This is a genomic window from Kitasatospora sp. NPDC001603 (genome assembly GCF_040298365.1).
Taxonomy (GTDB): domain Bacteria; phylum Actinomycetota; class Actinomycetes; order Streptomycetales; family Streptomycetaceae; genus Kitasatospora.
Window position 1 is genome coordinate 1 of sequence record NZ_JBEPAA010000060.1, and the last position, 22,191, is coordinate 22,191.

General features: G+C 74.6%; 23 protein-coding genes. 8 read left to right on the top strand and 15 right to left on the bottom strand.

What is annotated here, in order from left to right; translation table 11 throughout:
* Window positions 1–124: 124 nt before the first annotated feature.
* The 9 genes from ABT263_RS29080 to ABT263_RS29120 form a co-directional block, all read right to left on the bottom strand.
* Window positions 125–1,180 carry an NADH-quinone oxidoreductase subunit B family protein gene (locus ABT263_RS29080; protein ID WP_352294821.1) on the bottom strand — a complete coding sequence of 352 codons (1,056 nt, stop codon included), beginning with the start codon at window positions 1,178–1,180 and terminating at the stop codon, window positions 125–127.
* Between the two features lie 619 nt (window positions 1,181–1,799).
* The gene (locus tag ABT263_RS29085; protein WP_352294823.1) at window positions 1,800–2,711 is read right to left on the bottom strand and encodes a glutathione S-transferase C-terminal domain-containing protein; all 912 of its coding nucleotides are present in this window, start codon (window positions 2,709–2,711) and stop codon (window positions 1,800–1,802) included.
* Window positions 2,712–2,796: 85 nt separating this feature from the next.
* Entirely contained in the window at window positions 2,797–3,540 is a 744-nt protein-coding gene (locus ABT263_RS29090) for a GNAT family N-acetyltransferase (RefSeq protein WP_329486186.1), read from the bottom strand.
* 176 nt (window positions 3,541–3,716) lie between these two features.
* Entirely contained in the window at window positions 3,717–3,914 is a 198-nt protein-coding gene (locus ABT263_RS29095) for a hypothetical protein (protein WP_352294825.1), read from the bottom strand.
* 136 nt (window positions 3,915–4,050) lie between these two features.
* The gene (locus ABT263_RS29100; RefSeq protein ID WP_352294826.1) at window positions 4,051–4,749 is read right to left on the bottom strand and encodes a hypothetical protein; all 699 of its coding nucleotides are present in this window, start codon (window positions 4,747–4,749) and stop codon (window positions 4,051–4,053) included.
* 70 nt (window positions 4,750–4,819) lie between these two features.
* Window positions 4,820–5,767 carry a Gfo/Idh/MocA family protein gene (locus ABT263_RS29105; RefSeq protein WP_352294828.1) on the bottom strand — a complete coding sequence of 316 codons (948 nt, stop codon included), beginning with the start codon at window positions 5,765–5,767 and terminating at the stop codon, window positions 4,820–4,822.
* A 156-nt stretch (window positions 5,768–5,923) separates the two neighbouring features.
* On the bottom strand, window positions 5,924–6,061 hold the full coding sequence (locus ABT263_RS29110) for a hypothetical protein (RefSeq protein ID WP_352294830.1): 138 nt from the start codon (window positions 6,059–6,061) through the stop codon (window positions 5,924–5,926).
* 172 nt (window positions 6,062–6,233) lie between these two features.
* Window positions 6,234–6,941: an alpha/beta fold hydrolase gene (locus tag ABT263_RS29115; RefSeq protein WP_352294832.1), complete on the bottom strand. Its 708-nt coding sequence runs from the start codon at window positions 6,939–6,941 to the stop codon at window positions 6,234–6,236.
* 88 nt (window positions 6,942–7,029) lie between these two features.
* Window positions 7,030–7,296, bottom strand: coding sequence for a hypothetical protein (locus ABT263_RS29120; RefSeq protein ID WP_352294834.1), 267 nt, complete (start codon window positions 7,294–7,296; stop codon window positions 7,030–7,032).
* Between the two features lie 229 nt (window positions 7,297–7,525).
* Between ABT263_RS29120 and ABT263_RS29125 the strand changes: the two genes are divergently transcribed.
* On the top strand, window positions 7,526–8,080 hold the full coding sequence (locus ABT263_RS29125) for a GNAT family N-acetyltransferase (protein WP_352294836.1): 555 nt from the start codon (window positions 7,526–7,528) through the stop codon (window positions 8,078–8,080).
* Window positions 8,081–8,284: 204 nt separating this feature from the next.
* On the opposite strand, the gene ABT263_RS29130 is transcribed toward ABT263_RS29125, so the two are convergent.
* The gene (locus tag ABT263_RS29130; RefSeq protein ID WP_329486196.1) at window positions 8,285–8,512 is read right to left on the bottom strand and encodes a hypothetical protein; all 228 of its coding nucleotides are present in this window, start codon (window positions 8,510–8,512) and stop codon (window positions 8,285–8,287) included.
* A gap of 514 nt (window positions 8,513–9,026) precedes the next feature.
* Here ABT263_RS29130 and ABT263_RS29135 point away from each other — a divergent pair.
* The 3 genes from ABT263_RS29135 to ABT263_RS29145 all read left to right on the top strand — a co-directional run bounded on the left by ABT263_RS29135 (window position 9,027) and on the right by ABT263_RS29145 (window position 11,741).
* Complete coding sequence (locus tag ABT263_RS29135; protein ID WP_030918248.1) at window positions 9,027–9,230, top strand: cold-shock protein; 204 nt, start codon at window positions 9,027–9,029, stop codon at window positions 9,228–9,230.
* A gap of 359 nt (window positions 9,231–9,589) precedes the next feature.
* Window positions 9,590–11,200: a DEAD/DEAH box helicase gene (locus ABT263_RS29140; protein WP_352294838.1), complete on the top strand. Its 1,611-nt coding sequence runs from the start codon at window positions 9,590–9,592 to the stop codon at window positions 11,198–11,200.
* Window positions 11,201–11,345: 145 nt separating this feature from the next.
* Complete coding sequence (locus ABT263_RS29145; protein ID WP_329486198.1) at window positions 11,346–11,741, top strand: CBS domain-containing protein; 396 nt, start codon at window positions 11,346–11,348, stop codon at window positions 11,739–11,741.
* Between the two features lie 83 nt (window positions 11,742–11,824).
* Here ABT263_RS29145 and ABT263_RS29150 read toward each other — a convergent pair whose 3' ends face one another.
* The 3 genes from ABT263_RS29150 to tdh all read right to left on the bottom strand — a co-directional run bounded on the left by ABT263_RS29150 (window position 11,825) and on the right by tdh (window position 15,313).
* Window positions 11,825–12,736 carry a LysR family transcriptional regulator gene (locus ABT263_RS29150; RefSeq protein WP_329486199.1) on the bottom strand — a complete coding sequence of 304 codons (912 nt, stop codon included), beginning with the start codon at window positions 12,734–12,736 and terminating at the stop codon, window positions 11,825–11,827.
* 325 nt (window positions 12,737–13,061) lie between these two features.
* On the bottom strand, window positions 13,062–14,255 hold the full coding sequence (locus ABT263_RS29155) for a glycine C-acetyltransferase (RefSeq protein WP_329486200.1): 1,194 nt from the start codon (window positions 14,253–14,255) through the stop codon (window positions 13,062–13,064).
* Between the two features lie 29 nt (window positions 14,256–14,284).
* Entirely contained in the window at window positions 14,285–15,313 is a 1,029-nt protein-coding gene (gene tdh, locus ABT263_RS29160; RefSeq protein WP_329486201.1) for an L-threonine 3-dehydrogenase, read from the bottom strand.
* A 473-nt stretch (window positions 15,314–15,786) separates the two neighbouring features.
* Here tdh and ABT263_RS29165 point away from each other — a divergent pair, with 473 nt between their 5' ends.
* The gene (locus ABT263_RS29165) at window positions 15,787–17,172 is read left to right on the top strand and encodes a serine hydrolase domain-containing protein (protein ID WP_352294840.1); all 1,386 of its coding nucleotides are present in this window, start codon (window positions 15,787–15,789) and stop codon (window positions 17,170–17,172) included.
* Window positions 17,173–17,225: 53 nt separating this feature from the next.
* Here the strand turns inward: ABT263_RS29165 and ABT263_RS29170 are convergent, their stop codons facing one another.
* Window positions 17,226–18,287 (bottom strand): ATP-dependent DNA ligase, encoded by a 1,062-nt coding sequence (locus tag ABT263_RS29170; RefSeq protein WP_352294842.1) that lies wholly within the window; start codon window positions 18,285–18,287, stop codon window positions 17,226–17,228.
* Window positions 18,288–18,353: 66 nt separating this feature from the next.
* On the opposite strand from ABT263_RS29170, the gene ligD reads away from it, so the two are divergent.
* The 3 genes from ligD to ABT263_RS29185 all read left to right on the top strand — a co-directional run bounded on the left by ligD (window position 18,354) and on the right by ABT263_RS29185 (window position 21,016).
* Complete coding sequence (gene ligD / locus ABT263_RS29175; protein ID WP_352294843.1) at window positions 18,354–19,361, top strand: non-homologous end-joining DNA ligase; 1,008 nt, start codon at window positions 18,354–18,356, stop codon at window positions 19,359–19,361.
* A 108-nt stretch (window positions 19,362–19,469) separates the two neighbouring features.
* Window positions 19,470–20,093 (top strand): GNAT family N-acetyltransferase, encoded by a 624-nt coding sequence (locus ABT263_RS29180; protein WP_352294844.1) that lies wholly within the window; start codon window positions 19,470–19,472, stop codon window positions 20,091–20,093.
* 56 nt (window positions 20,094–20,149) lie between these two features.
* The gene (locus ABT263_RS29185; protein ID WP_352294846.1) at window positions 20,150–21,016 is read left to right on the top strand and encodes an aminoglycoside phosphotransferase family protein; all 867 of its coding nucleotides are present in this window, start codon (window positions 20,150–20,152) and stop codon (window positions 21,014–21,016) included.
* A 102-nt stretch (window positions 21,017–21,118) separates the two neighbouring features.
* On the opposite strand, the gene ABT263_RS29190 is transcribed toward ABT263_RS29185, so the two are convergent.
* Window positions 21,119–21,649, bottom strand: a complete 531-nt coding sequence (locus ABT263_RS29190; RefSeq protein WP_329486206.1) for a hypothetical protein — start codon at window positions 21,647–21,649, stop codon at window positions 21,119–21,121.
* Window positions 21,650–22,191: the final 542 nt, after the last annotated feature.

Below are 22,191 nucleotides of genomic sequence, written 5' to 3' on the forward strand. Positions count from 1 at the left end.
CCGGCGGGGGCGCGGGGGGGTGGTTTTGGGGGGGGGGGCTGTGTTTGGGGGGGGGGGGTGGGGCCGGGGGGGGCGCGGGGGGGGGGGGGGGCCCGCCGCGGGGGGGGGCCCCCCCCCGCCTGGGTCACCGCGGTGTGCGGTAACCGGTCGTCAGCGTGCGCCCCGGGTGGCGCCACTTCGGTTCCTTGTCGAGGGTCTTCATGGTGATCGAGCGCAGTCGCCGGATCACCGCGCCGTACGCGGAGCTGGCGTTGGCCGAGATGTGCGAGCCCGGCGGCGGGTCCATGAAGGGCATGAACTTGTCCGGGAAGCCGGGCATCGTGCAGGCGATGCAGATGCCGCCCACGTTGGGACAGCCGCCGATGCCGTTGATCCAGCCGCGCTTGGTGACGTTGCACTTGACGACCGGGCCCCAACAGCCCAGCCGCACCAGGCACTCCGGGGTGCCGTACTCGGTGGCGAACTGGCCCTGCTCGTAGTAGCCGCCGCGGTCGCAGCCCTCGTGCACGGTGGCGCCGAACAGCCAGGTCGGGCGCAGCTTGTCGTCCAGCGGGATCATCGGCGCGGAGCCGGCCAGCTGGTAGAGCAGGTAGGTCAGGGTCTCGGAGAAGTTGTCGGGCTGGATGGGGCAGCCCGGCACGCAGACGATGGGCAGGCCGGCCTTGGACTTCCAGTCCCAGCCCAGGTAGTCGGGGACGCCCATGGCACCGGTCGGGTTGCCGGCCATGGCGTGGATGCCGCCGTAGGTGGCGCAGGTGCCGATCGCGACGACCGCCGTGGCCTTGGGCGCGAGCCGGTCCAGCCACTCACTGGTGGTGATCGGCTGACCGGTCCGCGGATCGTCGCCGAAACCGCACCAGTAGCCCTCCTCCTTGATGCTCTCGTTCGGGATGGATCCCTCGACGACCAGGACGAACGGGTCGAGTTCCCCGCGGTCCGCCTTGAAGAACCACTCCACGAAGTTGTCCGCGCCCTGGACCGGCCCGCACTCGAAGTCGATCAGCGGCCAGTGGACGGCGATCTTCGGCAGGCCCGGCAGCGCGCCGGTGACGATCTCCTCGATGCTCGGCTGCATGGCCGCGGTCAGGGAGACCGAGTCACCGTCGCAGCTCAGGCCCGCGTTGATCCAGAGAATGTGCACCACGTCAGCGTCGGTGGCGCTCGTTGCTGCAGCACCCATGAGGATGCCTCCTCGGAACTGGGAGCCGGACAAAAAGGCTCAAACCAGTCATAGCAGCGGTTGCGGCGGCCCGCCGGTCCGCAGGGCCGGGCGAGCACCCGGACGGAGCGCAAGCCGGGACGGCCGTTCGGAGCAGCCGGGCGGTCACCCCTGCGGGCGGCATGGAGGACGGCGCGGGGGCGGTGCGGAGCGGGCCGGAGGCCGTCCGGTCGGCCGCGCCCCGGCATCGGGGCGGCGCCGGCGAATTTGACATGACTGAACCAGGCCCCGAGCGGGCATACCGTCAGTAGCCCGCCGAAGGGCCCCGGTTGAAGCTCCCCCACGAGCGCAACCGAGGCCCCGGCCGGCGACCGGGCCTGGACGTGACTCCCCCCACGGAGCGGCGGCCAGGCCCGCATGCTGTACAACCAGCGATACGCAGCGTACATGTCATATCCACGTACCGCTACCGGGCGGACGTCCGGAGGTCGACCGACGGCCCGTCAGGGCGCCGCCGCCGCGCCCGGGCGACCGGTCGGCGCCCTGGTCAGCGGCGCCCACCACAGACGGAACGGCCGGTGCACCGGGGATGGTTCCCGGTGCACCGGCCGTTCGGGTCCGCGGCCCCGGGCCGCCGGACTCAGGCGGGGAGCGGACGCTCCACCGGGGCGTGCCAGTCCGGGACGCTCGCGCCCGGCTCGGTGAAGGCGGCGAAGTCCGTGGTGCCGGTGAACGGCTTCCGCTGGTAGAGATCGCGGGCGTAGGCCCACAGGTGCGGGTACGCGGCCAGACCGGGGTTCACCGCGCGCGCGTGGTTGGGCCCGACGTCGTAGCGCACCAGCGTCACCCAGAGCCGCACATCGGCCTCGGTCAGCCGGTCGCCCAGCAGGTAGCGGCTGGTGGCCAGCCGGGCGTCCAGCTCCGCGAAGGTCTCCAGCAGCAGGGTGCGGGCCGCGAGCGCGGCGTCCCCGGTGCCGGCCGCCGCGCCCGCGCCGTGGTTCACGGCCGGACCCAGCCGGGCGTCCAGCGCGTCGATCTCGGCCCGGAGGTCCTCCGGATAGGTGTCGGCGCCGTTGCTCCACCGGCCGAACTGGGTCGCCAGGTCGATGCCTATGGTCCGGAAGTCGTTGCTGACCACCCGGCCGGTCCGGCGGTCCCAGAGCGTCGGCACCGAGATGTGCCCGTCGAAACCGGGCTCGGTCCGCTCGTACGCGTCGCGCAGCAGGGTGAACCCGTTCACCGGGTCCGGCCCGTAGGTCTCCCGGAAGGCCCAGCCGCGGCCGTCACGGCGGCCGTCGACGTAGGAGACCGAGACGACGTCCTCCAGCCCGTTGAGCGCGCGCTGGATGGTGGTGCGCTGCGCCCAGGGGCAGAACCAGCCGGCGTAGATGTGGTAGCGGCCGGGCTCGGCGGCGAAGCCGCTGCTCCCGTCGGCGGTGATCCGCCCGGTGAAGCGGTACAGCGGGCGCTCGTCGCCGGGAGCCCTGGTGATCCGGTACTCGCCGTGGACGGCGGTGTCGGCGGGGCTGGCGTAGTGCGCGTTCTGACTCACATCGAACTCCTCGGACTCCTCGGAAGGGTGGAACGGTGCGGCTCGGCGGGTGGTCTCGGTGCGGAGGCGGGGCGCCGGGGCTTCGTCACGCGCCCGGGCCCCCGCCGGGCGTCCGCAGGCCCAGGAAGGTGACGTGCCGGCGCAGCCGGAACCCCAGCGACTCGTAGAGCCGGATCGCGGTGGTGTTCTCGGCGGAGGTGTGCAGGAACGGCGTGTCGCCCCGCTCACGGATCCCGGCCGCGACCGCCCGGACCAGCCGGGAGCCGAGCCCCCGGCCCCGGTGGGACTCGGCCGTGCAGACGGCGCTGATCTCGGTCCAGCCCGGCGGGCGCAGGCGCTCCCCCGCCATCGCGACCAGCGCGCCGCCGCGGCGGATGCCCAGGTAGCCGCCGAGTTCGATGGTCCGGGGCAGGAACGGGCCGGGCCGGGCGTGCTCCACCAGCGCCAGCATCTCCGGTACGTCGGCGGGGCCCAGCCGGACGGCCTCCTCGTCGGGCCGGGCCCGGACGCCGTCGTCCACCAGCTGGACGCCCCGGCCGCGCAGCAGGATCTCCCAGTCGGCCGGTACGGCGTCCGGGGAGCCGGTGGCGGCGACGACGGCGCCCGGGCCGTACAGCGCCGCGACGTCCCGCCAGGTCTCCCGGTCGGGCCGGTCGGGGAGGGCGACGAACGGCGACACGTCGGCCGGGTAGCGCAGCACCTCACCGCTTCGCTCGGCCAGGTGGGCGTGCGGGCCGAGCAGGGCGGCGCGGGCGGGGTTGTCCAGGGGGTGGCGCCGCTCGGCGGTGTCCGGGGCGTCGTCGGGGATGAGCACGGGGTACTGGGGCATGCGGGAGCCGTTCCTCGATCTCGGTCTTCTCGGTCGCGTCGGCCCGGGGCGTCGCCGGCCGGGGGGCAGGACCTCGGGCGGCCGCCGGCAGGCACGGGCCACGGCGGAGCGGGGCTGCCGGGCGCACCGGGGCACCGGGGCACCGGGCACGCGTGACGACGGGCGGTTACGGGCGGTTACGGGCGACAGAGGCCGGTCGGGGAGCCGACCCCGTCGATCCAGCGGCGCCGCACCAGCCGGGCGCCACCGGGCCGGATGCCGACGGTCCGGGTGCCGGCGGCCGCGTGGGCTCCGGCCTGCGGGCGGAACGCCGCGCGCGGCCGCAGCGGGTGTCCGAAGACCACCCGCCCGCCCCGCAGTTGGCGTGCGTGCATCGCCCGTCCGTTTCGCGTCCGGCAACCGTGAAGGTCCACAGTACCGCTCGAGCGGCCCGGGACCAGGGGCAATCCCGAATCGCCGGACGCCGACGCCGGGCCGAAACAGTGCCGTCGCACCGTGCTCACAGCGCGTTCACTGCAGGATGTTGATCGCCCGGGCGACGACCAGGGCGCCCAGCGCGAGGGAGGTCGCCGCCTGCGCCATCATCAGCAGCTTGGCCCACCGTCTGACCGCCGAGACGTCGGTGGGGCTGAAGGCCGTGGCGGTCCAGAAGGAGAGCGTCAGGTAGTCGGCGAACCGCGGCACCCAGGCGGCCGGCGCGTGGTCCGGGTACTGCATCTCGGGGAACACGAACGCCGGGTTCGCGAAGGGCCGGTGGGCGCGGGCGGCGGCGCCGCCGCGGTCCAGGCTCCAGTACCAGAGCGCGAAGGCCACCACGTTCGTCACCCAGACCACGCCGCCGGTCGCCAGCAGCCCGACGGCGTTGTTCGCGAACAGCTTGTTGTCGGTCAGGATGTCCACCACCAGATGGACGCCCGCGAACACGTTGGCCACCGTGATGGCGCCGATCAGCAGCTGGGTGACGACCCGGAGCCAGGCCTTCTGCCGGTCGATCCGGCCCGGGTCGCCGATGATCAGCACCGCCAGCAACGAGCCCACGGCGACCGGCAGCACCCAGGCGGGGTCGACCCGGTAGCGGGCCGGCAGCGTCACGTGGAGCATCGCGACGACCGCGACCGCCAGCACCACCGGCCACCAGTGCTCGCCGCTCACCGCGGCCCGGTCCGGCGTCACCCGCCGCGGATCCGTCGGGTGGGGGCTGGAGGGCATGCCCCATTGTCACCTCGCGGCCCGGATCGCGGCCGCAGGCCCACCAGCCGGGGCCGGGGCGGGGCGACTCCTACCGGGTGGCGGACGTCGCCGTTCCCTCCAGGCGACCGACGATCAGCTCGCACAGCTCATGGGTGCGCAGGGCGTCGTGGGCGTCGATCGTCTTCCCGGTCCGGACGGCGTCGAGGAAGGCGAGGACGACCTGCTCGATGCCGCGCTGGCGGGCCACCGGGACCCAGTCGCCGCGACGGCGGATCGTGGGCTGGCCGCGGTGGTCGATCACGTCGGCGAGGTTGTGGACCTCGCGCTTGGAGTCCCCGCCGGACACCTGGAGGATCTCCTCGGTGGAGCCGGAGACGCGGTTCATGATGCCCAGGGCGGTGAAGCCCTCACCGGAGAGGGTGAGGACGACGTGCTCGACGAGGCCGTCGCGCACCCGGGAGCGGACGTCGACCTGCTCGATCTCCCCGGGCGCCAGGAAGCGCAGCAGGTCCACCACGTGGATGAAGTCGTCGAAGACCATCGAGCGGGGCGCCTCGGGCAGGCCCTCGCGGTTCTTCTGCAGGACGATCAGGTCGCGCGGCCGCTCCTTCGCCTGCACGTACCCGGGCGCGTAGCGGCGGTTGAAACCGACCATCAGCGAGCGGCCCGTGCGGTCGGCGAGGTCGACCAGCCGGCGGGACCCGTCCAGGGTCTGGTCGAGCGGCTTGTCCACGTAGACGTCGACCCCGGCCGTCAGCAGCTGCTCGACGATCGGGACGTGCTGGTCGGTGGCGGCGTGCACGAAGGCGGCCCGGATGCCGCTGCCGATCAGCGCGCCGAGGTCAGTGAACCGGTGCTCGGGCGCGATCCGGTGGGCCTCGCCGATCCGGTCCAGCTTGGCCCGGTCCCGGGTCATCAGGCGCAGGTCGAGGCCGGGCAGCGTGCCGAGGACCGGGAGGTAGGCCTTCTGGGCGATGTCACCGAGCCCGATTACCCCGACGGGGAGGAGAGCGTCGGGGGCGGAGGTCAGGCTCATCGGTGCTCCAGTGGTCCGGACGATCATCGGCCCGGCCCACCCTACTCGCCGCTCCCCCGGCGGCCGGCGGGGTGGCCCGGCGCACCCGGCGGACGCGTGCGGCGGTGCCGGCGCGGTGGGGCCCCGACCGGTGGCCGGGGCCCCACCGTCCCCCGCTCAGTCGATGTCGAGCGCGCGCGTCAGCGGGCGGTCCGCCATGCAGCGGCCGGCCGTGACGGTGGACCCGCCGGGGTGAGCCGCCCAGGCGCGCACGGCGGTGTCCCGGGTCCGCACCGCCCGCAGCGGGGTGCTCACCCGGGCGGGCAGCCGGCCGAGGCCGATCGCCTCGCCGGCGGGCGGCGACCACAGGTCGGCCCCGCTCAGCAGGGCGGCCTCGGCGGTGAGGTCCAGTCGCGCGAGGGCGGCCTCGACGGCGGCCTCGCGCCTGGCGCCTTCGTCACGGCGAACTCCTCGGCCTCGTCATGGTTCAGATCCAGCCGTCGAGCGCGGCCAGGAAACCGTCGTGATCGTCCCGGTGGACGGTGTGGCCGGCGCCGGGCACGGTGCGCACCTCGAAGCCCCGGGCGCGCAGCAGTTCGGCGTCCCCGGCGCTCACCAGGAAGCTCCGGTCGGCCAGGAGCACCAGCGAGGGCACGGCCGGTGCGGCCGGCAGACCGCACTCCTGGCCGGACAGGGCGAGTGCGGACTCCTCGTCCCAGGCCGCGAGGGTGGCGAGTTCGACGTCCACGTCGGCGGCCTCCCAGCGGGGGTTGAACCCGGCGATCTGCTCCCGGGTGGCGTGCCGGAACTCCACGAACATCCGCGGGTCGGCGCCCTCGATCCGGCCGAACTGCCAGGCCGGGTCGACGTACACGGCGCGGGCCGGCTTCAGCCGCTCGACCGCGCCCAGCAGGCTGATGCCGCCGAGCGAGTGGCCGACGGCCAGCTCCGCGCCGGCCGGCAGGGTCTCGACGAGGTCCTCGGCGTAGGCCTCCAGGGCGTACCGCTCCTGCGGGCTCCCGCCGGTACCGCGCGGGCTCCGGCCGTGGCCGCGCTGGTCGACGGCGATGACGCGGTACCCGCGCGCGGCCAGGGCCGGGCCGACCCGCCGCCAGGTGCGGTGGTCGGACATGATGCCGTGCACCAGCAGGGCGACGCGGTCGCCGGAACCCCACTCCTGGGTGTGCAACTTCACGAGATGGAAACCTTTCTGGGAACGCTCGGGTGGGCGGACTTACTCGGTCGGGTGAACGTCGTGGGTGTGCCGGGAGGTGCCGGCGTACTCAGCGAACACCGCGGACCCGCTTCGGCGCGAGGGCGCCGAGCCCGGCGAGGGCCGCGCCGAGCAGGAACAGCGGGGTGCGGCCGCCGGGGCCGGGCACGACGGAGGCGACGAAGGGCGCCAGGATCCGCGGCCAGGCGTTGACGATGTCGAGCCCGCCCATGTCCCGGGCGTCGTCCGTCTTGGGCAGCACCGGGGTGACCGGCGCGGTGTCGACGGCCGTGGAGCGGCCGAGGGCCAGTCCGCTGACCACGGAGAAGACGATCATGCCGGGCCACCCGAGGCCGACCACGGCCATCCGGCCCTGCCGGGCGGGGAGGAACTCGCCGTCCCGGTCGACCGGTCGGTGAACGAGCCCGACCAGGTGCCCGCCACCCGGAACGTGCTGGGCGTGCGCATGGTCGTCCGCGAGTCGGCCTTACTCCGCCCCGCTCCGGGCCTCCCCCGACGGGAGAATCCGGTTGTGACCGGGACGGCTCGTGGGCGAGGCTCTCGGCATGACCACTCCGCCCGAGTCGATCACGCTGGACGACCTCACGCTCCGCCGCTTCGACGGCGAGGCGGACCTTCCCGAGCTCTTCCGGGTCATCGAGGAGTCCCTGGAGCACCTCCGCCCGTGGATGCCCTGGGTCGCCACGCACAGCCCCGACGCCACCCGTGCCTTCCTGGCCGGCCGCGCCGAGCAGTGGGAGAGCGGCGCCGCGTTCACCTACGCGATGGTGACGGAGCGGGGCATCGTCGGCGCCTGCCAGCTGTTCCGCCGCGAGGGCCTGCCGGACGACGGCCTGGAGATCGGCTACTGGCTGCACCCCGCCGCCACCGGCCGCGGTCTGGCCACCAGAGCCGTCCGGGCCCTGGTCGACGAGGCGTTCCTGCTGCCCGGCGTCGACCACGTCGAAATCGTCCACGACCCGGCCAACCGGGCGAGCGGCGCCGTACCGGCGCGCCTCGGCTTCGCCGAGCACCTCTGCCGGCCCGCCGAGCGCCTGGCGCCCGCGCAGACCGGGGTGGACAAGGTCTGGCGGCTGACCCGGGCGCGGACAGGGCTGTGACCGGCCGCGCCGGAGGGGAGACCGGCGCGGCAGAGACAGCCCGGCCGGAGCATGGAGGGAGTGCCCGGCGCCGCTAGGGCAGACGGACGGGCCGGCCGCCGGAACTCCACGGCGGCACGGGTGCCGGGCCGGTGCGGCGGGACAGCACCGCGCCCCCGGGGCCGCACGGCCCCGGGGCGCCCCGGGTGGAGGTCGAACCGCGGATCAGAGCTTGAACATGGCGGTGTACGGCTGGGTGATCCGTTCCTGCCGTGAACCGAAGTCGACCAGTACCGCGATGTCACCGCCACCCTCGACGGCGATGGCCCGGCCGAGGCCGTACGTGTCGTGGGTGACCCTGTCGCCGACGGCGAACCGTTTGAGAGGAGCTTCGACCCGGGCCTTGAAGGGGCTGGTGGGCAGAGTACGCCGGACTGCTGCTGATTTCGTCATCTCCCCCAGTATGCGCCGGAACTCGCCCCAGCGGGCCCTCCGGAAGGTCTCGAATTCGCACATAACCGGAATCCGTATGGTGCGGTTCACCACCGCGCCGACGGAATTTCGCGGGCGCGGACGGTCTGCCGCCGGCGCGAACCGCGTCGGCGGGGGCGGTCAGCGCACCTGTGCCCGCCGCTCTTTCGAGCGATTCGCAGGCCCGGCCGACCCCGCGCACCGGGACGCCAACTCCGCCGGGCGGCCGACCGGTTGGCGCTGCTTCCGCCGCCGCGACAGCCGGCCCCGGGCGGGGCCGCGGAGCCGCCGGGGGTGAATCGCTCCACCACGGAGACCCCCGGCCTGCTAGAGTCGAATGAGTTGCAGTAGTGGTTCCCATGAACTTTGTGTGGGCCTGCTGAGGTCTCGCAGGCGCATTTTTGTTTCCCGGCTCTTCCCCGGGTGGGTCATCATCGCGGCATCTCGGAGCACGCACCGTGCGAGCTCCGGACAGCCCCTTGAAGGAGATTTCTTTATGGCTAATGGCACTGTGAAGTGGTTCAACGCGGAAAAGGGCTTCGGCTTCATCGAGCAGGAGGGTGGCGGCCCCGACGTCTTCGCCCACTACTCGAACATCAACGCCAACGGCTTCCGTGAGCTGCTCGAGGGCCAGAAGGTCGAGTTCGACGTCACGCAGGGCCAGAAGGGCCCGCAGGCCGAGAACATTCGTCCGCTGTAGTTTCTGCCACGGCACCCGCCCGGCAGCGAGGGGCCCGCACCGCGTTCATGCCTGGTGCGGGCCCCTCGGCTTTTCGCAGGACCCACCGCTGCCCGGGCTTCATTCCCGGCTCCGCCACCGGCGGCCTTCCCCACGCGAGCTGCTCCGCGCCGCGTCCGGGTCGGCGCCCCGCCGTGATGATTCACGGTTCGAGGTTCTTCGCTCCCGCCCGCGCGGTGAGCGCCGACCGTAGGTGACGTGCCGCACGGTTTCACCGTCCACGCTCCGCCAGTTCCGGCCCGTTCCTTGCAGCCTCCGCCCGGATTACCCGTGGGCGCGGAGCCTTCCTCGTGACGTGCCACCTTGAGGAAGGTCTCCTGATGAATCGCTCCAGTCGCTCCTCGTACCAGAATTCCGAGTCCCGCTCCGGCGGCGGCTCCTACGGCTCCCGTTCCGGCGGGGGCGGTTCCTCGTACGGCTCCCGCTCGGGTGGTGGCGGCGGCTCCTACGGCTCGCGTTCCGGTGGTGGTGGCTCCTCGTACGGCTCCCGCTCGGGCGGCGGTCCGAGGCGGCGCCAGAGCTCCTCCGTGCAGGGCGAGTTCGCGATGCCGGTCAGCACCACCCCGGCCCTGCCGGCCGTCGAGACCTTCGACCAGCTCGACATGCCGAAGGCCCTGCTGACGGTGCTCACCCGCCAGGGCGTCACCTCGCCGTTCCCGATCCAGGCCGCGACGCTGCCGAACTCGCTGGCGGGCCGGGACGTCCTCGGCCGCGGCCGGACCGGCTCCGGCAAGACCATCGCCTTCGGCCTCGCGCTGCTGGCCCGCATCGCCGGCCGGCAGGCCGAGCCGGGCCGGCCGCTGGCTCTCGTCCTGGTGCCCACCCGTGAGCTCGCGCAGCAGGTCACCGAGGCGCTCACCCCCTACGCCCACTCGGTGCGGCTGCGGCTCGCCACCGTGGTCGGCGGGGTCTCGATCGGCCGCCAGGCCCAGATCCTGGGCCGGGGGGCGGAGGTCGTCGTGGCCACTCCCGGCCGCCTCAAGGACCTGATCCAGCGCGGCGCCTGCCGGCTCGACAGCGTCGGGATCACCGTCCTCGACGAGGCCGACCAGATGGCCGACATGGGCTTCCTGCCGCAGGTCATCGAGCTGCTCGACCAGGTCGAGGCCGACAGCCAGACGATGCTGTTCTCCGCCACCCTCGACCGCAACGTCGACCGCCTGGTGCGCCGGTTCCTCAAGGACCCGGTCACCCACTCGGTGGACCCGTCCGCCGCCGCGGTCAGCACCATGGAGCACCACGTCCTGCACGTGCAGAACGGCGACAAGAACGCCACGATCGCCCACATCGCCTCGCGCGAGGGCGGCGTGATCATGTTCACCGACACCAAGCACGGCGCCGACCGGCTGGTGGACGAGCTGCTCGCCAGCGGGGTGAAGGCGGCCGCGCTGCACGGCGGGAAGTCCCAGCCCCAGCGCACCCGCACCCTCCAGCAGTTCCGCAACGGCCAGGTCACCGCGCTGATCGCGACCAACGTCGCGGCCCGCGGCATCCACGTCGACGGCCTCGACCTGGTCGTCAACCTGGACCCGCCGACCGACCACAAGGACTACCTGCACCGCGGCGGCCGCACCGCCCGGGCGGGCGAGTCCGGCACCGTCGTGACGCTCGTCCTGCCCAACCAGCGCCGCGAGACGGCCCGGATGATGGCCACCGCCGGCATCACCCCCGAGTCCACCCGGGTCCACTCCACCGATGACGAGCTGGCCCGCATCACCGGCGCCCGCGTGCCCACCGGCGTGCCCGTGGTGATCGCCGACCCCGTGGTCGAGCGGCCCCGGCGCAGCGCCTCGGGCGGTCGCAACCGCCGCAGCCGCCCCACCTCGGCCGGCCGCGGCCAGCAGGGCGGCGGCACCGGCGGCCGCGGCCAGGGCGGCGGCACCGGCGGCGCCCGCCGTGGCGGGCCGCGGCGCGTCGACCTGGCCGCGTAGGCCCCGCGTCCGGTCGGTCCCGCCGCGCGTCGGCGGGACCGGCCGGATCCGGCCGGACACCCGCGGGCCGGGCCCAACCGCGGCAGCACCGTCGAGCACCTCCCTGATCGCCGCCGTCACCGGTGGACCGACCCGAAGGAGCCCCATGACCATGGCCCTCGAACACCCCGCCGACTTCGCCGCCGACGCCCTGACCACGGTCGGGGACGTGATGACCCGACCCGAGCTGCAGATCAGTGACGACGTCATGGTCGACACCGCGCTGGACATCCTGCTCAGCTCCGGCGCCCCGCACGCCCTGGTCCGCGACGAGGAGGGCCGCTGCGCCGGGCTGCTGACCCGTCTGCACCTCGCGCCGTTCCGGGCCCGCTCCTGGTACACCGAGCGCACCCCGGTGCGGGCGGTGAAGCACGACCGCGCGCCGTTCGCCACCGCCGGGATGCCGGCCGCCACCGCGACGGCCACCATGCGCGCCCGCGGTCTGGACACCTGGCCGGTCGTGGACGACGACGGGCACGTCATCGGTCTGCTCAGCATCTGAGTCCCACCCGGGACCCCGCCTCCCCCGGCCCACCGGGGGAGGCGGGGTCCCGGTGGTTTCCGGGGCCGCCGCCCCGGGCGCGGTCAGCCGGTGGCGGCGGCCACCTCCGTGAGGGCCTCCAGCACCGGGCGGATCAACGGGTGGCCGTCGGCGCCGGCCCGGACGGCGGCGAAGACCCGGCGGGTGGCGAGCGCGCTGTCCACCGGCCGCACCGCGACCCGTCCGAGATCCACCCCGAGCAGGGCGGACCGGGGCACCAGCGCCACCCCCGCACCGGCCGAGGCCAGCGCAACGACGGCGCGGAAGTCGTCCGAGGAGTGCACCAGACGCGGCTGGAACCCGGCGTGCTCGCAGGCCAGCAGCACCACGTCGTGGCACGGATTGCCCGGGTAGGGCCCGATCCACGGCTCGGCGGCCAGGTCGGCCACGGCGATCGGCCCCTCCCCGGCGGCCAGCGGATGGCCGAGCGGCAGCACCGCCTCGAACGGTTCGGCGTACAGCGGCACCCGGGTGAGCCGGGCGTCGTCGGCCCGCGGCGCCCCCCGGTACTCGACGGCCACCGCCAGGTCGGCCCGCCCCTCCAGGACCATCGGCAGGCTGGCGTCGCCCTCCGCGTCCAGCACCTTGAGGCGGACGCCGGGCGCCCGGGCGGCGAGGGTCCCGATGGCGGGCGCCAGCACCAGGGAGATCCCGGTGGCGAAGGAGGCCACGGTGACCTCACCGGCCACACCGGCGCTGTAGGCGGCGAGATCGGCCTCGGCCCGTTCCAGCTGGGCGAGGACGGCGTCGGCGTGGCCGAGCAGGATCTCCCCGGCGGCGGTGAGCCGCACCCCCCGGCCCTCGCGGGCGAGCAGGTGGTGGCCGGTCTCCTGCTCCAGCGCGGCCAGCTGCTGGGACACCGCCGAGGGGGTGAGGTAGAGGGCGGCCGCCGCGGCGGTCACCGTGCGGTGGTCCGCCACGGCCCGCAGGGTCCGCAGCCGTCGTGCGTCGATCACACGCCAATTCTGCCAGCGTGCCGCGGGGTGCCGGAGCCACCGGGGGGGACGTCCGGCGGCGCAGCGGGGGGAACAGCGGGCGGCGCCGTGGGCGGGCGGGTCCGCCGAAACCGCGAACGGGAGTGGGGCGTCGGCCGGGCCGACGTCCCACTCCCGGGCGGGAGGGTGGGGCAGTTGGTCTCTGGTGGTGCGCCGCGGCGCACCGTGCGGCGGCGGGGTGCCGAGCGGACGTGGTGCGCCGCACGGCGGCCCGGGGGTGCCCGTGGCGCGTCCGGTTCCGGGCGGACGGGCCACGGGCGGTCCCGGGAGGTGCCCCGGCCGGGGGCTACTCCCCCAGGGCGGCGCGGGCGTCGACGAAGGCCGCCACCACGCGCTCGACGTCCTCGGTGGAGTGCGCGGCGGACAGCTGCACCCGGATCCGGGCCGCGCCGTGCGGCACGACCGGGAAGGAGAAGCCGATCACGTACACGCCGCGCTCCAGCAGCAGCTCGGCGAGCCGGCCGGCCTCGGCCGCGTCGCCGATCATGACCGGGGCGATCGGGTGGTCGCCGGGCAGGATCTCGAAGCCGGCCTCGGTCATCCGCGAGCGGAACAGCGCCGTGTTGGCGGCCAGCTTCTCGCGCAGCTCGGTCGAGCGCTCGACCAGGTCGAGCACCTTCAGCGAGGCGGCGGCGATCACCGGGGCGAGCGAGTTGGAGAACAGGTACGGCCGCGAGCGCTGGCGCAGCAGGGCGACGATCTCGCGGCGCGCCGCGACGTAGCCGCCGGAGGCGCCGCCGAGGGCCTTGCCGAGGGTGCCGGTGATGATGTCGACGCGGTCCGTCACGCCGTGCAGCTCGGGGGTGCCGCGCCCGTTCGGGCCGACGAAGCCGACCGCGTGCGAGTCGTCGACCATGACCATGGCGTCGTAGCGCTCGGCCAGGTCGCAGATCTCGCGCAGCGGGGCGACGTAGCCGTCCATCGAGAAGACGCCGTCGGTGACGACCAGCCGGCGGCGGGCGCCCTGGGCCTCCTTGAGCTGCTGCTCCAGGTCGGCCAGGTCGCGGTTGGCGTAGCGCAGCCGGCGGGCCTTGCAGAGGCGGATGCCGTCGATGATGCTCGCGTGGTTCAGCGCGTCGGAGATGACGGCGTCGCGCTCGTCGAGCAGGGTCTCGAAGACGCCGCCGTTGGCGTCGAAGCAGGAGGAGTAGAGGATCGTGTCCTCCTGGCCGAGGAACCCGGAGAGGCGGTCCTCCAGCTCCTTGTGGACGTCCTGGGTGCCGCAGATGAACCGGACCGAGGCCATCCCGTAGCCCCAGCGGTCCAGGGCGTCCTTGGCGGCGGTGAGCACCTCGGGGTGGTCGGCGAGGCCGAGGTAGTTGTTGGCGCAGAAGTTCAGTACCTCGCCGGGCTGCCCGCCGGCGGTGACGGTGACGGCGGCGCTCTGCGGGGTGCCGATCACCCGCTCCGGCTTGAACAGGCCGGCCTCGCGGATCTCGTCGAGGGTGGCGGCCAGGTCGTCGCGCACGTTGTCGAACACGGTGTCTCCCTAGAGGGGGTCAGACGGTCTCAGACGGTCCAGTCGAGGATGATCTTGCCGCAGCGGCCGCTCGCGGCCTCGTCGAAGGCGGCCTCGAAGTCGGCGGCGGCGTAGCGGCCGGTGATCACGGGGCTGAGGTCGAGCCCGCCCTCCAGCAGGACGGACATCGCGTACCAGGTCTCGAACATCTCGCGGCCGTAGATGCCCTTGATGGTGATCATCGAGGTGACGACCGAGGCCCAGTCGACCGGGAACTGCTCGGCGGGCAGGCCGAGCATGGCGATCTTCCCGCCGTGGGTCATGTTGGCGATCATCGACTGCATCGCCTCGGGGCGGCCGGACATCTCCAGGCCGACGTCGAAGCCCTCGCGCAGGCCGAGCTTCTGCTGGCCCTCCTCGATGGTGTGCTCGGCCACGTTCAGGGCCAGCGTGACACCGACCTCGCGGGCCAGGTCGAGGCGGTACGGCGAGACGTCGGTGATCATCACGTTGCGCGCACCGGCGTGCTTGGCGACGGCGGCGGCCATGATGCCGATCGGACCGGCACCGGTGATCAGCACGTCCTCGCCGACCAGCGGGAAGGAGAGCGCGGTGTGCACGGCGTTGCCGAAGGGGTCGAAGATCGCCGCGACGTCGAGGTCCACCGGAACCCGGTGCACCCAGACGTTGGAGGCGGGCAGCGCGACGAACTCGGCGAAGGCGCCGTCCCGGCCGACCCCGAGGCCGACGGTGTTGCGGCAGAGGTGACGGCGGCCGGCCAGACAGTTGCGGCACTTGCCGCAGACCAGGTGGCCCTCGCCGCTGACCAGGTCGCCGACCGAGATGTCCGCGACGGCCGCGCCGATCTCGGCCACCTCGCCGACGAACTCGTGGCCGAGGACGAGCGGGGTCCGGATGGTCTGCTGGGCCCAGCCGTCCCACTTGCGGATGTGCAGGTCGGTGCCGCAGATCCCGGTGCGCAGTACCTTGATCAGCACCTCGCCGGGGCCGATGGCAGGCTTCGGGACGTCCATCAGCCAGAGTCCGGGCTCTGCCTTCTGCTTGACGAGTGCCTTCACTGCGGCGGCTCCTGACGCATGGTGGGGCGGCCTGGTGTGGGCAGGCCGACGGGGCCCGGCGGGGTGGCTGCTCCTGCCTCCTCGCACCGAACATGGAGCAATCTGCCTGGTGGGAGGGGGTGCGGTCCATCGAGGAATTCTTAAGGGGCGCCACAGCTGGGCTAAACGATCGTGCCCGAGCCGGGCCCGCCGACCGGCGCGGCGTGCCGGTGGCCACCCGTTCGGCGGAGCGCTGGGGGCGCTCGGCACGGGCGCGGCGGCCCGGCCGGGCGTGAACCGGGCCGGGTGACTGGGGGTTCGACTGGTTCGGCGCGCCGGCGGTTCCGGGGTGCTTGGGGGTGGGGCCGTTCGGGCCAGTGCGGCGGCGGCCCGCGCGCGGGCCGGTCGTGGCGCGCATACGGTGGCGATCGCTCCCCCCATGGCCCCGTGGAGCGCCGCTCCGGGGCCGTTCGGCCCAGAGAGGCGCTCCGATCATGACGAAGACACGACGGCCGCTCGCCCCGCTCCCCCGCCGCTCCGTGCGGGCGGCCACCGCGGTCCTGGCCCTGACCGGTCTGCTGACCGCCGCGGGTTGCTCCGGCCGGACGGCGTCCGACCCCCCGCCCGCCGGCGCGGTCACGGCCGTCCCCGCCGCGCTCAGCCCCTCGGCGAGCCCGTCCGGCCCGTCGTCGGGTCCGTCCTCCGGCCCGTCCTCCGCCTCGGGCTCCGCCTCGGGTTCCGCTTCGGGCTCGCCGAGCGCGTCCGGCTCCTCGCCGACGGCCGGCGGCACCGTGGCCGCGCTCACCCCGGACGTCACCGCCCGGCTGGACTCGGCGGTGCAGAAGGTGCTGAGCGAGGCCTCCGTCCCCGGGGTGATGGTCGCTCTGACCACGCCCGACGGCAGCTACCTCAAGGCCTTCGGCGTCTCCGACAAGGTCGCCGGTACGCCGATGGTCACCGGGCTGAACATGCGGATCGGCAGCGAGACCAAGACCTTCACCGTCACCGGGCTGCTCCGGCTGGTCGACCAGGGCAAGGCCGGGCTGGACGACCCGGTCGGCACGTACATCGCGGGCGTGCCCGGCGGGGACACGATCACCCTGCGCCAGCTCGCCGACATGCGCAGCGGCCTCTTCAACTACAGCGCGGACCCGGACTTCCAGCAGGCCGTGGTCAACGACCCGAACCGCGTCTTCACCCCGCAGCAGCTGCTCTCCTACGCCTTCGACCACCCCGCGGACTTCGCCCCGGGCAGCGCCTTCGAGTACAGCAACACCAACACCGTGCTGATCGGCCTGGTGGTGGAGAAGCTGAGCGGGCAGCCGCTCGACGTCTTCCTGAAGCAGCAGGTGTTCGACCCCGCCGGGCTGGGCCGGACGGTCTTCCCGACCGACGCGGCGTTCCCCCAGCCGCACGCCCGCGGGTACACCGACCAGACGCCGGACGGCTCGATCGCGGACGCCACCGACTGGAACCCGTCCTGGGCCTGGGCGGCGGGCGCGGTCATCTCCGACCTGGCCGACATGCAGAAGTGGGCGAAGGTGCTGGCCACCGGCACGCTGCTCAAGCCGGCCACCCAGGCCGAGCGGCTGGTGACGCCGCCCACCCCGCTGCCGGACGTCGGCTACGGGCTCGGGCTGTTCGTCAACCACGGCTGGGTCGGGCACAACGGCTCGCTGCCCGGCTACCAGAGCGCCGTGGTCTACCTGCCGTCGGCGCAGGCCACCCTGGCGGTGCTGCTGAACACGGACATCTCGTCCCAGGGCGAGGAGCCGTCGACGCTCTTCGCCAAGGCGATCACCGAGATCGTCTCGCCGGGGAACGTCTACTCGTTCCCGCCCGCGACGGCGAGCTCGTCGCCGTCCGCCTCGGTGACCTGAGCGGTCCCCCCGGTGCCCCGGGGAGCCGACCGGCCGGCGGGCCCGTCGGCCGGTCAGCTCCCCAGGACCCGGGCCAGGTCGTAGGAGACCGGCTCCTCCAGCTGCGCGTAGGTGCAGCTCTCCGGGGTGCGGTCCGGGCGCCAGCGGCGGAACTGGGCGGTGTGCCGGAACCGGGTGCCCTCCATGTGGTCGTAGGCCACCTCGACCACCCGCTCGGGGCGCAGCGCCACCCAGGAGAGGTCCTTGCCGCCGGTCCAGCGGCTGACCGCGCCGGGCAGCCGGGCATCGGCGTGGGCGGCCTCGTCCGCCCAGCCGCCCCACGGGTGGGCGGAGACGTCCGTCATCCGCAACGGCGCCAGTTCCTCGACGAGTTCACGTCGGCGGGCCATCGAGAAGGCGGCGCAGACGCCGACGTGCTGCAGGCGGCCCTCGGCGTCGTTGATGCCGAGCAGCAGCGAGCCGACCACCGGTCCGCTCTTGTGCTCGCGGTAGCCGGCCACCACGCAGTCGGCGGTGCGCTCGTGCTTGATCTTGAACATGGTCCGCTCCCCCGGCCGGTAGGGCTGGTCCAGCGGCTTGGCCACCACGCCGTCCAGTCCGGCCCCCTCGAACTCGGCGAACCAGCTCTGCGCCAGCTCGCGGTCGGTGGACGCGGGGGCGGTGAAGACCGGGTCGGCCGCCCCGCCGAGCGCCGCCTCCAGGGCCGGGCGGCGCACCGAGAGCGGCTCGTCGAGCAGCGAGGCGTCGCCGAGCGCGAGCAGGTCGAAGGCGACGAAGGAGGCGGGGGTGCGCTCGGCCAGCAGCCGCACCCGGCTGGCCGCCGGATGGATCCGCTCCAGCAGCTCCTCGAACCGCAGCCGGCCGTCCCGGGCGATCACCACCTCGCCGTCCAGCACGCAGCGCGGCGGCAGCTCCCGCTTCAGGGCCTCCACCAGTTCGGGGAAGTACCGGGTGAGCGTCTTTCCGGTGCGGCTGCCGAGCTCGACCTCGTCACCGTCGCGGAAGACGACGGTGCGGAAGCCGTCCCACTTGGCCTCGTACTGCATTCCCGGCGGGATCTTGGCGACCGACTTGGCGAGCATCGGCGCCACCGGCGGCATCACGGGCAGGTCCATGGCTCCGATCCTCGCGCCAACCGTTCCGGGGCGCGCGCCGGGCGGAGCGCGTCTAGCGTGAGAGGCATGGGCGCAGCCGTGGAACTGGATGTCGCCGGGCGCAGCGTACGGCTGTCGAATCCGGACAAGGTGTACTACCCCGAGCGCGGCTTCACCAAGCTGGACGTCGCGCAGTACTACCTGGCCGTCGCGGACGGGGTGCTGCGCGGGCTGCGGGACCGGCCGACCACGCTGCAGCGGTTCCCGGACGGCGTCACGGGCGAGTTCTTCTACCAGAAGCGGGCGCCGAAGGGCCTCCCGGAGTGGCTGCCGACGGCCCGGATCAGCTTCCCGAGCGGGCGGTCCGCCGACGAGATCTGCCCCACCGAGCCGGCCGCCGTGCTCTGGGCCGCCAACCTGGGCTGTCTGACCTTCCACCCGTGGCCGGTGCGGCGCACCGACACCGACCACATCGACGAGCTGCGGATCGACCTCGACCCGCAGCCGGGCACCGACTTCCACGACGCCGCCCTGGCCGCCCACGAACTCCGCGCCGTGCTGGAGGAGCACGGACTGCGCGGCTGGCCGAAGACCTCCGGCGGACGCGGGGTACACGTGTACGTGCCGCTGGAGCCGCGGTGGACGTTCACCGACGGCCGGCACGCCGTGATCGCGCTCGGCCGGGTGCTGGGGCAGCGGATGCCGGGCCGGGTGACCACCGCGTGGTGGAAGGAGGAGCGCGGCGAGCGGATCTTCGTGGACTACAACCAGATGGCCCGGGACCGGACCATCGCCTCCGCCTACTCGCTGCGCGCCCGCCCCCGGGCGACCGCCTCGACGCCGCTGCGCTGGGAGGAGCTGGACGACGCCGCACCGGAGGACTTCGACCTGCGGACGGTGCCACCGCGGTTCGCCGAACTCGGCGACCTCCAGGCGGAGATGGACGACAAGGCGTACCGGCTGGACGGGCTGCTGGAGCTGTACGAGCGCCAGCTGCGGGACGAGGGGCTGGGCGAGCTGCCGTACCCGCCCGACCATCCGAAGGCCCCCGGCGAGCCGAGCCGGGTGCAGCCGAGCCGGGCCCGGAAGACCTGACGGGGCGGCGGGCACCGCGCGGTGGTCGCATAGGCTGACGCTCTCCGAACGGGTGGAACGGGTGGAACGGGGGGCGTCGGGGTGGGCGGGCGAGGGCTGCGGGAGATCATGGCCGACGCGGCGGGCAGACTGTTCCCGCCGCCGGACGGCTCGGTGACGGTGGTGCCGCAGCCGTCGGCGCGCGAGGCCGGGGTGCTGGCGTTCTCCGCGCACGCCGTGGTGTTCACCGACGAGGACCCGGCCTGGGTGCGGGCCGCGCTGGCCGCCGTGCCGAGCGACCCGCTGGCCGCACCGCTCTGCCCGCCCTTCCTGACCGCGCTCGCCGAGCGGACCGGCCGGGTGGCCGGCACCATCGACCTGCTGACCGTGGCCGGCCGGCTGCCCGGTGCTCCCCCGCTGCCGCTGGCCGAGGTCCGGGACCGCGCACACCCCCGGGTGGTGCGCGCGCTGCGCTACCGCGAGGACGTCCGGGTCTTCACGGTCGACGGCGGGGTCCTGGTGCTCGGGCGCGGGGTGGCCGGACGGTGGGAGTGCGCGATCGAGGTGGACCCACAGGCGCGCGGCCGGGGCCTGGGGCGCGCGCTGGCGGCGAGCGCCCGGCATCTGCTCCCGGAGGGCGAGTGGATCTGGTCGCAGCAGGCGCCGGGCAACGCCACCAGCGTGCGGGCGTTCCAGGCGGCCGGCTACCGCCCGGTGGGCGCGGAGGCGCTGCTGGTGGTGGGGCGGCCGTGAAGGGGGGCGGGGCGGTTCCGGGCGGGGCGCTCCCGGGCGGGGCGGTTCCGGGCGAGGTGGTTCCGGGCGACCTGGTGACGGTGCCGGCCGAGGTCCGGGACCGGCTGACGGTCCGTTTCGGCCCGGCGGCCGAGGCGTGGTGCGCGGCCCTCCCGGCGGTGGTCGAGGAGCTGGCCCGGCGCTGGGGCCTGGAGCTGCGCGCGGCCGGCGGCGGCGGGACGTCCCGGGTGTTCCGCTGCTCGCGCGGTGACGGCGCCGCGGTCTGGCTGAAGCTGACGCCCGATCCCGAGGTGGCCGCGCAGGAGGCGGTGGCCCTGCGGGCCTGGTCGGGGCTGCCGTCCGTGGTGCGGCTCCTGGCGACGGACACGGCGGCGAACGCCCTGCTGCTGGCGGACGTGGAGCCCGGGGCGCCGCTGCGGCAGCGGGCCTGGCGGCCGGCGGAGGTGGCGCCGCTGCTCGGCGCCCTGCGCTCGGTGCCGGTGGACGGGCTGGCCCTGCGGCCGCTGGGCGACCGGGTGGAGTTCCTCTTCGACCTCACCGAACGGCGCGCGCCCGGCGCGGTGCCGCCCGGGGCGCGTGCCTTCGCCCGGGAGCTGGCGGCCGGCGGGCCGCTCGCGCTCGTCCACGGGGACCTGCACCCGGCCAACGTCCTGGACGGCCCGGCCGGACCGGTCGCGATCGACCCGCGCCCGTCCCTCGGGGACCCGGACTTCGACCTGGTGGACTGGGTGCTCGACGGCGTCACCGACCGGCCCGCCCTGGACCGGGCGATCGCCGACCTGAGCGCCCGCGTCCCCGGGGCCGATCCGGCCCGCGTCCTGGCCTGGTGCCGCGCCCTCGCGGTGATCGTCGCCGCCCCCCGCGCGGCAGCGGGCCGGCGCGACGCGGAGACGGCGTTCCTGCTGGAGCTGGCGGGGTTCTGAGGCCCCGGCGCAGCACCGGACGGCGCCGGGGTCCTGAGGCCACCCTGTCCGCGCCGGAAGTCGGCGGGGCCGACTTCCTGCGCGAGCGCCGAGGGCGGGACCTCAGCCCGCGGCGAGGCCGCCCAGGAGGAAGGCGAAGGCGCCGGTGAGGAGGGCGCCGGTGGTGATCGCCAGGGCGGTGACCAGCCACTTCCAGGGGATCAGCGACTTCAGCAGCCGGGCTGCCAGGCAGGCGCCGAGGGTGATCGCCGCGAGGGCGAACAGGAAGAGGCTCAGCCACTTGAACAGCCCGGCCGTGCCCGCCAGGCGGCACTCGCCGTCCTCGCAGGAGACCCGGACGCGGTTGTGGGTGTCGACCTTCCAGTCGATCCGGGCGTACTCGTTCGGCAGGCCGCCGCCGTCGGGGTAGAAGGTGCCCCGGCAGTCGCCGGTCTCGGTCGGGACGGCCTCGGCGGAGTCGGTCCGCAGGCACCGGTCCGCCACCAGCACTCCGGGGGTGCCGGAGAGGCCGGTCGCGTACCCGAGCCCCTCCCCGGCCGTCACCGCGCCCCAGCCGCCCACCCCGAGCAGCGCCAGCACGGCGGCGGCGATCGTCAGCGCCTTCACCAGTGCCCGCCGAATGTCCGGATCCATCGCCACCCCTGTTCCGTCGCCCCCGGTTGCAGGGACGCACCGACCGGCCGCCCGGTTCGGCTCCGTAGGCCGGCGGTCGGGAAGGGCGGCGGTCAGGAGTGCTCGGCGGCCTCGCCGGAGACGAGGAGGCAGCGGAAGGCGAGCGGGAGCGCACCGCCGGTGACCCGGGGCAGCCCGACGCCGCTCCCAGGAGTCCGGGCCACTGAAGCCGACGACGAGCAGGAAGACCGCCAACGGCACGGCGGCCAGTCCGAACAGGCTCATCGCCGGCCAGTGCGCCACCGGCTTCCCCCCGCTCGCGCGGCAGACGCCGTCCTCGCACCGGACGGGCCTGACGGCCAGGTGGCCGACGTCCTCCTGGAACGTGCAGGAGGAGACGGGTGCGCCGTGCGGGGTTGAACGTCCCCGGGCAGTTCTCGGGCGGGCCCTCGTGCCACGGTGCGCAGAGTCCGCGAATGTGCCGGCCGGGCTCGCCGGACCACCCGGCGGCCGGGGCCGCGTGCGCTGCGGTGCGGCTCGGCACCAGCGGGGCCGACGCCGCA

Bases quoted from the DNA above. Each gene is read 5' to 3' on its own strand.
- ABT263_RS29080 (WP_352294821.1), bottom strand. From the start codon at position 1,180: ATGGGTGCTGCAGCAACGAGCGCCACCGACGCTGACGTGGTGCACATT.
- ABT263_RS29090 (WP_329486186.1), bottom strand. From the start codon at position 3,540: ATGCCCCAGTACCCCGTGCTCATCCCCGACGACGCCCCGGACACCGCC.
- ABT263_RS29095 (WP_352294825.1), bottom strand. From the start codon at position 3,914: ATGCACGCACGCCAACTGCGGGGCGGGCGGGTGGTCTTCGGACACCCG.
- ABT263_RS29100 (WP_352294826.1), bottom strand. From the start codon at position 4,749: ATGCCCTCCAGCCCCCACCCGACGGATCCGCGGCGGGTGACGCCGGAC.
- ABT263_RS29105 (WP_352294828.1), bottom strand. From the start codon at position 5,767: ATGAGCCTGACCTCCGCCCCCGACGCTCTCCTCCCCGTCGGGGTAATC.
- ABT263_RS29120 (WP_352294834.1), bottom strand. From the start codon at position 7,296: ATGATCGTCTTCTCCGTGGTCAGCGGACTGGCCCTCGGCCGCTCCACG.
- ABT263_RS29125 (WP_352294836.1), top strand. From the start codon at position 7,526: ATGACCACTCCGCCCGAGTCGATCACGCTGGACGACCTCACGCTCCGC.
- ABT263_RS29130 (WP_329486196.1), bottom strand. From the start codon at position 8,512: ATGACGAAATCAGCAGCAGTCCGGCGTACTCTGCCCACCAGCCCCTTC.
- ABT263_RS29135 (WP_030918248.1), top strand. From the start codon at position 9,027: ATGGCTAATGGCACTGTGAAGTGGTTCAACGCGGAAAAGGGCTTCGGC.
- ABT263_RS29140 (WP_352294838.1), top strand. From the start codon at position 9,590: ATGAATCGCTCCAGTCGCTCCTCGTACCAGAATTCCGAGTCCCGCTCC.
- ABT263_RS29145 (WP_329486198.1), top strand. From the start codon at position 11,346: ATGACCATGGCCCTCGAACACCCCGCCGACTTCGCCGCCGACGCCCTG.
- ABT263_RS29165 (WP_352294840.1), top strand. From the start codon at position 15,787: ATGACGAAGACACGACGGCCGCTCGCCCCGCTCCCCCGCCGCTCCGTG.
- ABT263_RS29170 (WP_352294842.1), bottom strand. From the start codon at position 18,287: ATGGACCTGCCCGTGATGCCGCCGGTGGCGCCGATGCTCGCCAAGTCG.
- ligD (WP_352294843.1), top strand. From the start codon at position 18,354: ATGGGCGCAGCCGTGGAACTGGATGTCGCCGGGCGCAGCGTACGGCTG.
- ABT263_RS29180 (WP_352294844.1), top strand. From the start codon at position 19,470: ATGGCCGACGCGGCGGGCAGACTGTTCCCGCCGCCGGACGGCTCGGTG.
- ABT263_RS29190 (WP_329486206.1), bottom strand. From the start codon at position 21,649: ATGGATCCGGACATTCGGCGGGCACTGGTGAAGGCGCTGACGATCGCC.